Annotated in this window: 9 protein-coding genes and 1 tRNA gene; 7 read left to right on the forward strand and 3 right to left on the reverse strand. The window is 57.8% G+C overall.

Annotation, left to right across the window (positions count from 1 at the left end):
• The first annotated feature begins 2 nt into the window (after positions 1–2).
• Complete coding sequence (locus RX972_RS00555; protein ID WP_099270512.1) at positions 3–1,520, forward strand: aldehyde dehydrogenase family protein; 1,518 nt, start codon at positions 3–5, stop codon at positions 1,518–1,520.
• Between the two features lie 5 nt (positions 1,521–1,525).
• Positions 1,526–2,683, forward strand: coding sequence for a M20 aminoacylase family protein (locus RX972_RS00560; RefSeq protein ID WP_316872155.1), 1,158 nt, complete (start codon positions 1,526–1,528; stop codon positions 2,681–2,683).
• A gap of 218 nt (positions 2,684–2,901) precedes the next feature.
• Here RX972_RS00560 and RX972_RS00565 read toward each other — a convergent pair whose 3' ends face one another.
• Positions 2,902–4,278 carry an L-serine ammonia-lyase gene (locus RX972_RS00565; RefSeq protein ID WP_316872156.1) on the reverse strand — a complete coding sequence of 459 codons (1,377 nt, stop codon included), beginning with the start codon at positions 4,276–4,278 and terminating at the stop codon, positions 2,902–2,904.
• A gap of 127 nt (positions 4,279–4,405) precedes the next feature.
• On the opposite strand from RX972_RS00565, the gene RX972_RS00570 reads away from it, so the two are divergent.
• The gene (locus RX972_RS00570) at positions 4,406–5,320 is read left to right on the forward strand and encodes a LysR substrate-binding domain-containing protein (RefSeq protein WP_122664687.1); all 915 of its coding nucleotides are present in this window, start codon (positions 4,406–4,408) and stop codon (positions 5,318–5,320) included.
• Between the two features lie 194 nt (positions 5,321–5,514).
• Here RX972_RS00570 and RX972_RS00575 read toward each other — a convergent pair whose 3' ends face one another.
• Positions 5,515–6,843, reverse strand: a complete 1,329-nt coding sequence (locus RX972_RS00575) for a DUF3100 domain-containing protein (RefSeq protein WP_099270516.1) — start codon at positions 6,841–6,843, stop codon at positions 5,515–5,517.
• Between the two features lie 681 nt (positions 6,844–7,524).
• A complete protein-coding gene (locus RX972_RS00580) occupies positions 7,525–9,582 on the reverse strand; it encodes a methyl-accepting chemotaxis protein (RefSeq protein WP_316872157.1) in 2,058 nt (685 codons plus the stop codon).
• Between the two features lie 294 nt (positions 9,583–9,876).
• On the opposite strand from RX972_RS00580, the gene RX972_RS00585 reads away from it, so the two are divergent.
• From RX972_RS00585 to RX972_RS00600, 4 genes are all read left to right on the forward strand, one after another.
• Positions 9,877–10,998, forward strand: coding sequence for a J domain-containing protein (locus RX972_RS00585; protein ID WP_316872158.1), 1,122 nt, complete (start codon positions 9,877–9,879; stop codon positions 10,996–10,998).
• Between the two features lie 121 nt (positions 10,999–11,119).
• A tRNA-Met gene (locus tag RX972_RS00590) sits at positions 11,120–11,196 on the forward strand.
• Between the two features lie 166 nt (positions 11,197–11,362).
• The gene (locus RX972_RS00595; protein WP_122705608.1) at positions 11,363–12,604 is read left to right on the forward strand and encodes a tyrosine-type recombinase/integrase; all 1,242 of its coding nucleotides are present in this window, start codon (positions 11,363–11,365) and stop codon (positions 12,602–12,604) included.
• A gap of 282 nt (positions 12,605–12,886) precedes the next feature.
• Positions 12,887–13,726 (forward strand): hypothetical protein, encoded by an 840-nt coding sequence (locus tag RX972_RS00600; RefSeq protein ID WP_241154060.1) that lies wholly within the window; start codon positions 12,887–12,889, stop codon positions 13,724–13,726.
• The last annotated feature ends 31 nt before the right edge of the window (positions 13,727–13,757 follow it).

A 13,757-nucleotide genomic window follows, 5' to 3' on the forward strand; every position in this document is an offset into this window, starting at 1 on the left:
CGATGAGCACGCAAAAATTGCTGGACTTGATGCGCCCGTACTGGGGCGACCGCAACACAGTAGCCAGCTACGTTGGCGGCGAATTCGTAGAAGGCCATGGCGAGCCGGTGGAAGTGCGCAACGCCCACGACGACAGCCTGATGTTGAGCTTTCCCGATGCCGACGCATCACTGGTCGCAACCATCGATGCCGCGGCGAAAACCGCCCAGTCCCAATGGGCAGCCCTGACTGCTCAGGCCCGTGGCCGCTTGATGTATCAGGTCGGCGCGCTGATTCGTGAGGAAGCCGCCAATCTGGCGCAGATCGAATCCATCACCGCCAACAAGCCAATCCGCGATGCCAACGTTGAAGTGGCGAAAGTCGCCGAAATGTTCGAGTACTACGCCGGTTGGGCCGACAAGCTGCATGGCGAAGTCATCCCGGTGCCGACCTCGCACCTCAACTACGTAACCTACGAGCCGCTGGGCACGGTGCTGCAAATCACCCCATGGAACGCGCCGATTTTCACCTGCGGCTGGCAGATCGCTCCGGCGATCACTGCTGGCAACGCCGTGATCCTCAAGCCGTCCGAGCTGACTGCTTTGTCTTCGCTGGTGGTCGCGGTGCTGATCGAGCGCGCCGGTGTGCCAAAAGGTCTGGTCAACGTCGTGGCCGGTTTCGGCCACACCATTGGCCAAGCGCTGATCGCCAAGGCTGATATCCGCAAAGTAGTCTTCGTAGGTTCCCCCGCCACCGGTCGTCACATCGCGACTGCCGCCGCGCAACGTTGCATTCCTTGCGTGCTGGAGCTAGGTGGCAAGTCAGCGAACATCGTCTTTGAAGACGCTGATCTGGAAGTCGCCCTGCGCGGCGCTCAGGCCGCGATTTTCTCCGGAGCTGGTCAAAGCTGCGTATCCGGTTCACGCCTGCTGGTGCAGGAATCGATCTTCGAACGCTTCACGACTGCGCTGGCCGCGGCAGGTAAACAATTCAAGGTCGGCGACCCGAGCGATCCGGAAACTCAGATCGGTCCGATCAACAACGCCAAGCAATATGCACACGTAAAGAGCATGGTCGAAAACGCGCTCCAGGATGGTGCAAAGCTGGTGGGTGTCGATGCTGATCCGCTGCCGAACGTGCCGGGCTATTACGTGAACCCGACGGTGCTGGCGGGTGACAACGCACTGAACTGCGCGCAGGACGAAATCTTCGGTCCGGTTGTCGTAGCAATTCCGTTCAAAGATGAAGCTGAAGCGATCCGTATTGCCAACGACAGCCGCTTCGGTCTGGCAGGCGCGGTATGGACGCGCGATGTTGGCCGCGCTCACCGCGTCGCCAAACAAGTGCGCGCCGGGACCTTCTGGGTCAACGGTTACAAGACCATCCACGTCAGCTCGCCTTTCGGCGGCTACGGCGACAGCGGCTACGGTCGTTCGTCGGGCCTCGACGCACTGCGCGAATACAGCGAAGTCAAAAGCGTCTGGGTCGAAACGGCTGCCGTACCTGCGGTCAGCTTCGGTTACGGCGCGAGCCTGGAGTGAATCTGATGAAGCTATCCCAAACGTTGATCGAAGACGCCACGGTATGGCGTCGCGACTTCCACTCGGCCCCGGAACTGGGCTTTGAAGAACTGCGCACCTCCGAGCGGGTTGCGCAGTTGCTCGAAAGCTTTGGCATTGAAGTGCATCGCGGCCTGGGCGGCACGGGCGTGGTGGGTACCTTGCGCACCGGCGAAGGCCCAAGTATCGGCATTCGTGCCGACATGGATGCCTTGCCGATTCAGGAGCTGGGTACCCACTCCCACGCGTCGACGCACAAAGGCTGCATGCATGCCTGTGGTCACGACGGCCATACCGCGATTCTGCTGGCCACCGCTCGCCACCTGAGCGAGACCCGCAACTTCAAAGGCACCGTGTATTTCGTGTTCCAACCCGCGGAAGAAAACCTCGGCGGCGCAGGCAAAATGATTGATGACGGCTTGTTCGAGCGCTTCCCGATGGACGCCATCTACGGTCTCCATAACTGGCCGGGCGCCCCTGCCGGGCAGGTGATCATCAATCCGGGGCCGATGATGGCTTCGCTGGATACCTTCGAAATCACCCTGACCGGCAAAGGCAGCCACGCCGCCATGCCGGATAAAGGTGCCGATCCGATTGTTGCCGCTGCGCAGTTGGTGCTGGGCCTGCAGACCATCGTATCCCGCCGCCTTTCGCCACTGGACTCAGCAGTGGTCAGCATCACTCAGTTCAACGCCGGTGAAGCGATCAACGTGATCCCGGAAACGGCGGTGCTGCGCGGTACGGTGCGCTGCCTGCAAACCCCGGTGCGTGACAAGGTCGAGAAGTTGATTGGCGAGTTCGTCGAGCAACTGCCAGTCGCCTTTGGCGTGACCGGCAAGCTGGCTTACAAAGTGGGCTATCCAGTCACCGAGAACAACGTCGATGCAGCGGCCACGATTCGTCGTGCAGCCATCACGGCGGTGGGTGAGGAAAACGTGCAGTGGGGTTGTAACCCGTCCATGGCGTCCGAAGATTTCGCCTACATGCTCCAGGCTCGCCCCGGCGCTTACATCTGGCTGGGCGTGGACGGTGAAAAACCATCAGCGGCGTTGCACAACCCGTACTACGACTTCAACGATCAAGTGATCGGCGCAGGCGTGGCGGTGTGGACGAAGCTGGTGGAGCAGGAATTGGCTGCGGGCTGAGAAACTGGTGATTTTCTTCGCCCAATTGTCCGAGTTGAAATGAGATCCCCTGTGGGAGTCTCCCCGGTGTCCCTGACACCACGCTGTCGCGCAGCAAACACGGACCCTGTAGGAGTGAGCTTGCTCGCGATTCGGCCTGTCAGTCGATGAATATATTGCCTGTGCTGGAGCTATCGCGAGCAAGCTCTGCTCCCACAGGGACATTATTCCGAGCTGGATTAGCACTCCACCCACTTCACCGCCAACCCACCCCGTGACGTTTCCTTGTATTTATCAAGCATGTCCGCGCCGGTGTCGCGCATGGTGCGGATGGCCTGGTCCAGGGAAATGAAATGCTCGCCGTCGCCACGCATGGCCATTTGTGCGGCGTTGATCGCTTTCACAGCAGCAATTGCATTGCGCTCGATACAGGGTATTTGCACCAGACCGCCAACCGGGTCGCAGGTCAGGCCCAGGTTATGTTCCAGCCCAATCTCCGCAGCGTTTTCCACCTGCTCAGGCGTCGCGCCAAGAATCTCTGCCAGGCCCGCTGCCGCCATGGCACAAGCAGAACCCACCTCGCCCTGACACCCCACTTCCGCACCGGAAATCGAAGCGTTCTTCTTGCACAGAATGCCCACCGACGCCGCACTCAAAAAGAACCGGACAATGTCATCTTCATTGGCATCCGGATTGAATTTCATGAAGTAGTGCAGGACCGCCGGGATGATCCCCGCAGCGCCATTGGTAGGCGCCGTCACCATACGCCCGCCTGCCGCATTCTCTTCGTTGACCGCCAGTGCGAACAGGTTGACCCATTCCATCGCGCTGAGGGTCGAGCTGATCACGTTGGGCTTGCCCAGCTCCTGCAAACTGCGATGCAGCCGGAATGCACGACGCCGCACATTCAGGCCACCGGGCAGGATGCCCTCTTCTCTCAGGCCTTTGTTCACGCAGTCCTGCATGGCGGCCCAGATGTGCAGGATCCGCGAGCGGATTTCCGCTTCGGTGCGCCAGACTTTCTCGTTCTCCATCATCAGCGCAGAAATACTCAGGCCGTGCTTTTTGCACAGACGCAGCAGCTGGGCGCCGCTGGAGAAATCGTAAGGCAGCTCGGTGGTATCGCTGTCCAGAATGCCGCTGGCGGCTTGCTCGGCATCAACGACAAACCCACCGCCGACCGAATAATAAGTCTGCTCATACACTTCACCAGTGGCACCATAGGCGCAGAGCGTCATGCCGTTGGGGTGATAAGGCAGGCTCTCTTCCAGCAGACGCATGTCGCGCTGCCATTCGAAGGTAATGCGCTGTTCGCCGCCGAGCAGCAGAACCTGTTGCTCCAGCACAGCGTCTACACGAGGTGCGACCAGCGCCGGGTCCACCTGATCAGGCCACTCGCCCATCAGGCCGATAACCGTCGCACGGTCACTGCCGTGACCAATGCCGGTGGCCGACAACGAACCATACAAACGTACCTCGACGCGCTCGACCTTGTTCAGCAGATCCAGCTCGCGCAACTGCACGGTGAAGATCGCGGCAGCACGCATGGGTCCGACCGTATGCGAACTAGAGGGGCCGATGCCGATTTTGAACATGTCGAAGACGCTGATAGCCATACGGTTTGCTCGATTCGTGAGAGGCTGTCGCCTCGAAAGACACTTTGTTATGTGCTGGTATTTTTAGGCTCCAGCCAAGCGATCCACAAACGAAACTTCCTAAGCCATGGTTAAGCAGAACTGATAGATGAGCAAAATCCTCAACGCGCAAATGCACGCATGGCTTCAGGTCTTCGCCTGTGCTGCCCGGCACCTGTCGTTTACCCGCTGCGCGGACGAACTGCATGTAACGCCCGGTGCGATCAGCCAACAGATGCGTCAGCTCGAAGAGCGACTGGGGTTTGCGCTGTTCCATCGGGTCGGTCGTGGTCTTGAACTGACCGCCGAAGGGCAGCGGCTGGCCATCGTTGCCAACGAGGTTCACAGCCGTATTGATGATGAGTTGAGGCTGTTGCACTCGGGCCGCATCGGCGGCGTGTTCAAGCTGCGCTGCATCCCTTCCTTTCTGAGCAAATGGCTGATGCCGCGCCTGCCGCAACTGGAACAGGCGTTTCCGGACATTCAGCTACGAATCATTGCCGAGGACAGCAGCGGCTCCTTGCGCGATGACGATTTCGACCTGGCCATCGACCTCAACGACGGCAGTTACCCGGGGCTGATGACGACTTCTTTATTGGAGGAAGAGCTGTTCCCTGTCTGCTCGCCCGCGCTGCAAGCCGGCAAGCCACCGCTGGATACTCCCAGTCAACTGGTGCATTACCCATTGCTGCACGACATCACTGCCTGGCGCGGCAGCTATGAATACGCCGAGTGGGAGTTTTACCTGAATGCTATCGGCGCTTCAGGCGTTGATGTGCGTCGTGGTCACACGTTCAATCGCAACCACCTGACCATTGAAGCGGCGATCATGGGCATGGGCGTGGCGATTGCGCGCAAGGCGCTGATCACCAACGAACTGGAAGAAGGTTCGCTGATTATCCCGTTCGGCCACCCGATTGCAGCGCGCAAGAAGTATGTATTGGTCTACCGCGAAGGCGCCCTGCAAACCCCGGCACGCCGGGCGGTGCATGACTGGCTGGTGGAGCAGGCGTTGGGGATGTGATGGGGTAATGCTTTTTCTGCATTATTGACCTGTGGGAGCAGGGCTTGCCCGCGATAAACGATAACGCGGTATGCCTACTGGCTGCGTCTCATGCATCGCGGGCAAGCCCAGCTCCCACAGGATCTCGACCATGCAGTGGGAGCGGATTTTACCGCACAGTCCTGCTCCCACAGTGATCATTCACAACTCAAGAGTCAGTGAAAGAACTCAGCAATCAGCACCGCACCAATGAACGTACCGAAGTTGGCCAGGAACGACACCAGCACAATGCGCCAGCCCAACAGGCGGAACGCTGGCAGGTCTTTGGCTACCGACAAACCGGCGAACGCCAGCATCGGCGTGATCACGGCGAGCATGTTGATCGAACCCACCATCTGCGCGATTTCTGCGGCCCAAGGGCACGCTGGCGAAGTCATGAACATGGCAACCAGAGACACGGTGCACACCGCCGGGATCTTGCGGCGCAGGGCAACACAGATCATTTCGCCAATGAACACCGCCAGGATCATCACCGCGATACCACCGAAGGCCGCTGGCGACAGCGTCTTGTAGCCGACATAGTTGGCGATCAACGCAAGCGCACCGGCTGCCAGCCATGCACTGATCCGACCGCCCCAACCCAGTTCCTTGACCTCAAGGGACACCTGGTCATGCTTCAGACCCGTGCTCATCACCGAAGCCTTGGTCGTACGACCGATGATCGGCTCAAGCACACGGTAACCCCAGACCGCCAGCGGCAAGGAAATGAACAGCGTGAAGTAGGTGCCGATGGTCGTGGTGATCAGGTTCGACGCGGCGGCAAGCGCCATGACTTCCTTGGCCACTTCCGGGGTCTGCTGCGCCGCAATCGCGCCCGCTGCCGCTGCCATCATGCTGCCGGAACCGATGCCTGAGCCCATCGCCAGCGAGTTGGGATGGAAGATCCCGAGGCTGGTAATGAAGCCTGCAACAACGGCAATGAACAACGCGCCGAACAATGTCCCGGTCAGATACTCGGCCAATACACCGCGACCTTCCGGGGAGTCCATGCCGTAGCGCTCGCCTATGATCGCCAGGCTTGGCTCACGACCGACAGAGAACGTCGCACCAATGGCTTCTCGCTTGATACCCAGCATCAGCGCCACTGGCAGACCGAGAATCACGGTGCCGACAAAGTGGCCAAACTCCTGGAACAACAGCGCCCAGCCCGAAGCAAACACCAGCGGCAAAGAACCGCCGACGACCATGCCCAATTTGGCGATGAACACCAAAAGCGCCGGTTGCAGGATGGAAGCAGAACGCACCTGATCGCCGAGGCTCAGGCCGATCGGGCCCGGCATACGGCGGCTGAAAATGCCGATGCCCGCGCCGATCAACAGCGCCCAGACCATCGGCAGCAGAACGACTTTGCCAGGGCCGAGGGGAATACTGATCGCACCGATTGCCTCGGCCACCACGAGAATGACCGCTGCCCAGATATACAGTTTGACGGTCGATGAAACGGCACGATTTTCGCCCAGCGTCGCAGCGTGAGAATGTTGCATGGTTGTCCCCTCACCTGTTGACCAATCGTCATGCGACTGGCCAATAGTTGTTGTTTTTTCAGGAGGTGCCGACGGCACCCAGGGCAGATTCAAAGTCCATGTCAGGCATGGAGACTCGCGTGCTGCGAGCGGTAAAACTTGATGCTCTCGCCTGCTTTATGACGCCCCTTGTGAGGGTTGCTCCGTCAGCAGATCCGGCCTTTCGCCCCCGGCTGGTGGCGTCGGGGTGCAGTTCGAGTATGGGTAGGGAGAGGACACGCACCAATATTACAGAATGAATTTATTGTTGCCTAAAAGAGAACACCAAATGAGGCGTGCGCTCTGTTGAAAACTAGATGCCCGCCCGCGAACTGATATGCGACGCAAACCCTGTGGGACCGGCTTCAGCCGGGAGAGCGGTATTTCTGACGAGGAATATGTAGTGAATGTCCCGACGCCCTCCCGGCTAAAGCCGGTCCTACGGAAGAGCGCAATTTCATGTGGGAGCTGGGCTTGCCCGCGATGCATGAGACGCAGCTTTAAAACACACCGCATTATCGTTTATCGTCGGAATGCCGCCCAGACCAAGCCCTGCTCCCACAAGGGAAAGCATTCCAATGCAAGGAAGGGTTAACTGAATTGAATGGGTAATTTTACAGGACAACCCCCGAATTGCTCGGGGGGGCGGGTCTCACTCAACCCTCAATCCAGCTGAAAGCGCGACGTGTTATCGCTCAACGCGCGGCTGCCTTTGCTCAACGTATCGGCAGCCTGATTCACAGCCCGCGCACCTTCAAGCAAACGTCCGGCGGCCTGATCGACCTGCTGAATGTTGCCACTGACTTCGTCGGCCGTGCTGGCCTGCTCTTCAACCGCAGTGGAAATCTGCGCCAGGGTATCGGTCACGCCCTGCACCGCACTGGCGATTTCAACCAGACGCTGACCCAGATCAGTTACCGACTGCGCGTCGTTGACCGCCTGACCGCACGCCGACTCCATCAAGCCCACCGCCTGGCTCACTGTAGAGCGCAGGCTATCGACAGTGCTGGCAATTTCCGCTGTAGACACCTGAGTCCGTTGTGACAGGCTGCGAACCTCATCAGCAACCACCGCAAAACCACGCCCCTGCTCACCCGCTCGCGCCGCTTCGATGGCTGCGTTAAGCGCCAACAGGTTGGTCTGCTCGGCGATACCACGAATCGCATCGACTACCGACTGAATCTGTTGCCCTTGCTCACTGACTCGGCCCAACGCCGCAGCGGTGTCCGTCAGGCGTTGATTAAGCTGCTGAATGCTAGTCGTCGTGCGCTGGCTGTCACGGCTGCTTTCCTCAGCGATCTTGCGAGTCTGCCGGGCGCTGTCGGAAGCCTGCTCACAACTCTTCGCCACGCCTTGTGAAGTTGCCGCCAGCTCAGTTGCCGCTGCTGCGATCTGGCTGATCTGGTACTGCTGCTCTTCAACCTCATTCAAGGTGCCGCTGGATTGGGTGTTGAGGGTCAACACCGCACTGCCCAGTTGCTTGGTCTCATGATTCACGCCCAGCAGACTGGTGCGCAACTGCACCACTGCCACGTTAAGCGCCGTGCTGATCGCCGCCAGTTCATCGCGACCTTGCACTTCAACCTGAACACAGAGATTACCGTCACGCAGCGACTCGGCGAGCGTGGTTATGCCGCTGGCACTGCGACGGATCGAGGCTTGCAGGCAGGCGAACAGATACATCGCGGCCAGCAACAAGACGCCAAAGCAGATGCCCATCGGAATGAACTGCATGTTGGATTTCTGGTGGTAATACGCGAGACGGGCGTCCAGCGACTGCAACGACTGATTGCGCAAGTTCGTCAGATCGTTGAGCAACGCATCGACGCTGCGCTCGTACGCAGGGGCATCAAGTTTGATCGTCGCGCCGAACACTCCGTCATCCAGTACCTTCAACTCGTTAGTGAGCCGTTGCATGGTGGCGTTGTAGTTTTCGGCCCACGGTTTCATTTCGGCAGGAAGCTTGGCCTGCAGGAAGTCGCCAGTCTTGATCAGTTGATCCCTGGCATCGCTAATCCGCCCGCGCAGCTCACGCATCTGCAAACGGCTTTGCAGGCTGAACTGCCCGGTGACCACTGACGTCTGGCCAATACTCGCCATACGACCGATACGCTCGACCAGATCAGGGATTTGCTGGGTCGACATCTGCATCAACAGATACGTCTCCAGCCATGGGTCAAGGATCAGGCCGCTGTCCGTCGCAATTTGCTCGCGCAAGGCCTGCACATTGCCCAAGGCATTGGTGAACCGGTCATAACCATCCGGCCACCAGCCGACGGTGCGCAGGGAGGCGATGTCCATGCCGGTCACCGAGCCCTTCAGCGTGTCGTAACGCTTGAATGCATCAGCGCTGGCTTCTTCTTTTCTGAGCGAGGCCCCGAGCGACTCAAGTGCCTGCGCGATACGCGGGCCTGCGGCGTCCATCGCCGTCATCGCGGCTTTGGCGGCGGGCGTCGGCTCCTTCAGAATGTCAGAGGCCTTCCAGCGCGCAGCATTGTCCCGCTGATGGGAAAGCTCGCTGTCGAGCTGATCCAGTGCCAGCAATTGAGTCACACCCGAGCGCTCGCCCACGATCGTCTCGAGTTTGCTGCGATAGTCCTGGCCGATCATCCAGAGGCTGCCCACCAGCGGCAGCATGAACAGAAGAAACAGCATCTGAAACTTACGCGCGAAGCCAAAACGGCTAAGCATGCGCATACCCGGCGACAAAATACTGTACATGACCGACCTACTCCCCCAGAACACCCGGCAGAAACGGCAGGAGCCATTGCAGATGTCTTCGAAAAACTACTACCGGCAAAATGCCATGTTATTGATTGGATTACGATAGCCGCCCAGCGCTTCTTGATTGGCGCCATTGCAGAAACCGTCAACTTTACGATCACCTAGCAATATTCAGACCGTGTAGGCGATTGCTGTTTTCACCAGTAGGAAGCTTCCCGCTTGGTGGACAGCCCCTACAAAAGTACGTCACCAATGGTTACGCTTTATCATTTCCCGGAGGAGAGACCCCAAATGGTCGGCAAACACCCCCAGCTAAGCGTGGCGCCCCAACCCGCCGGAGCCAAACCCAATCCTCAGCAAAAACGCTTTAATAGCCTGCTGAAAAAGATCGAAACCCACCGAAGCACGCTGGAAGGCTGGAGCACCGCTGAACAGGCGTACACGCAACTCTGGGCTGAAGAGTTCACGCCAGCCGTTGAGCAGCTCAGTGCTGTGCAGCTGGAGTTGCTGCGCACGGTGGACGCCGCCAGCTCGCAGATAAAACTCAGCAAACAAGACCGGGCAACCTTGACTGACATCGTCTGTGGCCTGGTCGAAGACCTCATGGACGAATCGCATCCTGACAGCCAGGAACTCAAGGAGATTTTTGCCAGGCATTCCGGCGAAGACTTCGACGACGTTCAGCAAGAGGAACTGGCGCACTTCAAAGCGCATATGGAGCATAAGTTTGATCTCGACCTCTCGGACGGTGATCACATCACCTCTGAACATGAGTTTGTCGAATTCCTGCAAGAGAAACTGTCGAGCTACGCCGATGCCGCCGACCGCGATGAGCAGCTCTCAGAACCGCCGAAAAAGTCAGCCCATGAACGGCGCAAAGAAGAGGACCAGGCCAAGAGTAGCCAATCCGTACGTGAGGTCTATCGCAAACTCGCCAGCGCCCTCCATCCCGACCGGGAAACGGACGAACACGAGCGTACGCGCAAAACCGACCTCATGCAGCGAGTCAACAAGGCCTATGCCGAGAAAGACTTGCTGAGCCTGCTGCAACTGCAACTTGAGATCGAACAGATCGACACGGACCATATCAGCAACCTGCCACTGGAACGCATCAAGCACTACAACCGGGTGCTGGCCGAGCAGGTCAAGGATCTCGAGGAAGAGATCCACGTGCAGAACATGATCTTCAACGGCCGATTCGCCCTCCCTCCGTATGAGACCACCAAGCCCGCGCAGGTACCACGTAAGTGCAACAAAGTGCTGAACGAGCTGGATGCCGAGCTTTTCGATATGGAACAGGAGGTCGCCTTCCTGCAAGAGTCGCCGAAAAACATCAAAGTCTGGCTGCGCGCGCAACGAAATCAGCTTGACGATATGCTGGACTCAGGCCTGCTGGACGATCTTTTTCGCTAGCGGCAACCGGGTTTCGTCCTTGCATACCGGGGACGAGACCCTAACCGCTTGATCACACGCATAAAATTTTCAGAGCAAGGGTTGACACATATCTCTTATCCGCGAATAATGCGCGCCACTTGGCTACATAGCTCAGTTGGTTAGAGCATAGCATTCATAATGCTGGGGTCCGGGGTTCAAGTCCCTGTGTAGCCACCAAGTACCGATCCATAGATGTCTACAGCAGTCTATGAATCACCTCAAGAAGCCCGCCTAGTGCGGGCTTTCTTGTGTCTGGCTGTCCACTTCTATCTACCCCTATACCTACACACCGTGTATGCCCACGTGTATGCTTCAGAAATAATTGAACTGGAGGCATACACGGATGAAACGCGCCGATATAAAGCGACGCCCTCTCGCGGATACAACACTTTCCAGCCTGGAGCCTGAGGCGGGGGCATATCGCGAACTGGACAGCCCAGGGCTGTATTTCAGGGTCAAACCAAATGGCCAAAAGTCCTGGGAGCTGCGCTACAAAAAGCCAGACGGTAAATGGTCATGGCTTGGTCTTGGCGGCTACCCGGAAGTAGGCGGAGCTTTCGCTCGGCAGAAAGCGGCCGATCTCCGGGCAGATGCATCGGAAGGCAAAAATCCAATCACCTCCAAGAAAGCTCGTCAGGCTGCTGATATCGACGCAGCCAACGATACCTTTGAAGCACTAGCCAGGGAGTGGCACACGTCTCGCCTAAGCGGCTGGGATGCTGGCACCGCCAAAAGAATACTCGGCGCTCTTGAACGCCATGTATTCCCCTCGCTCGGTAAACGTCCCTACACCTCGATCATGTCTATGGAGTGGATGGATCTATTGAGAGGTCTTGAACGTCAGGGGATTTTGGAGCAGATGAGCCGGGTAAGGGCTTACTGCAAAGATATCTATGATCTGGCTCGCGTGACCGGCAGAGCCGTCAACAACCCGTTGGAGGGGGTGCATAAATTTCTGTCCTCGGGAAAGGCGGAGAATTACGCCCACGTATCCCCCGATGAACTTCCGGGGTTACTTCGAGCGATACGCTCCTACCCCCACGCCAGAGATGTTCAGCTCGGCCTAAGGCTGTTGACCCTCATGGCCGTGCGGCCCAGCGAACTCCGAGAAGCACATTGGGTAGAGTTCGATTTCGACAAAAAGCTGTGGACCGTTCCAGTAGAGCGCAAGGGTCGTAAAAAAGGTCGTGAGCACCTGGTACCGCTATGCAATCAAGCAATCGAAGCACTATTGGAGCTTCAGCAAATCACCGGCGCTTACCCACTCCTGTTTCCCGGTAGAAGCGACCGCACCAAACCCCGCAGCGATACCGTATTCCTGATGGCCCTTAGACGCCTTGGTTACGAAGGACGCCAGACCGGCCATGGCTTCCGCCATATCGCCAGCACAATTCTCAACGAACATGGATATTCTGCGGACCACATTGAGGCCCAACTCAGCCACAAGCCACAAGGTGTTCGGGGGATTTACAACAAGGCTCAGTACTTCGAGCAACGCAAACAGATGATGCAATGGTATGCAGATCATCTGGATGCGCTTGAAGCTGGCAATGTAGTGCAAGGCCAATTTGGAAAGGCAGTATGAGAGCGCATATCCATCCCCCTTTTAAAACCGGTGTAACGAGTGTTACTCGTGTAACGCATCTCGTAGAAAGCCCGGTTTCATTAGCTTTCATGCCTGTTACACGCCTTGGCGATCTGTCGTGCACCCGATGTAACGCGCCCCCTGCGTGTAACACCAAAGTCAACGTCAGGTTGCTGAGGGCTGGTGCTCTGCGCCTGCGCTTAAAGAGCGATTTTCGCTGGGCTCGGTTTCCGAACGTAGGGCGCGGGATCCCCCATGACTCGGTGCTTGAGATACTTGGCGATGACTGAAAGCCAGCCTATTTTGCAGTCAGTACTAAGCGGTGACTTGTTCAACTCTCTCTCAGCAAAACCGCTCTTTGAGCTTTGCCGCGAACAGATCGCTGACGCGTGCCACCTGATTGACCAATGCTGGTTGCGCATACATCGCGACGATATAAACAAAGACCTCAGCAGCATGTGCATTAAAACAACAATGCACGAAGAGACAATCTTTCAATATGCCTCCACCGGCCCCAATGCCTCCCTTGCGCACTGGGTCCGCATGTACAGCGGCTGCACCAGCGCGTCAGAGTACGAGGCACATGCCGCCTACATCATGGCCTGCGCCATCAAAGCGCTGGAAACACTCGCCGAATGGATGCAGACCACCGATAAAAAAGCCTGGTCTCATACATCTGCCCCCCCGAATGACTGGACGCGGGATCTCTACTGTCAGTTCGTTGAGATGCATGTCGATTCGGCTGAGCGCATCGAGGCGCTTGATCAGTATGCCCTCTACCTAGAACCGATTACTTCCCTGCCCTGCCTCATTGACGATGAGCTGAGACCTGTGGCTGATCAAGCTATCAAGAACGTCCACCGTAAAAAAGGCGGCATCATCAGCGGCATGGAGCGCAATAGGGAGATTAGCGCTCGAGACGCGGCTATCGTTAAGCAGGGGCGTCACTACCGGGCCGCGGGAATGCCTGACCGTCATATTACAACTAAGGTGCATGCCTGGCTTAAGAGTGAGGTTGCCAAGCCACTCGAAAGGCGACCTGAGTGGATCACTCTCGAAACTGAGAAAGGACTCAGCCGCAAGAGTGTGGAGGCAATCCTCAAAAGCAATTTCGTACTTTAAACCTGAAATTTCAATTGGAAGTGAACTGCTC

It is taken from the genome of Pseudomonas syringae group sp. J309-1, from assembly GCF_032582135.1.
Classification (GTDB): domain Bacteria; phylum Pseudomonadota; class Gammaproteobacteria; order Pseudomonadales; family Pseudomonadaceae; genus Aquipseudomonas; species Aquipseudomonas quasicaspiana.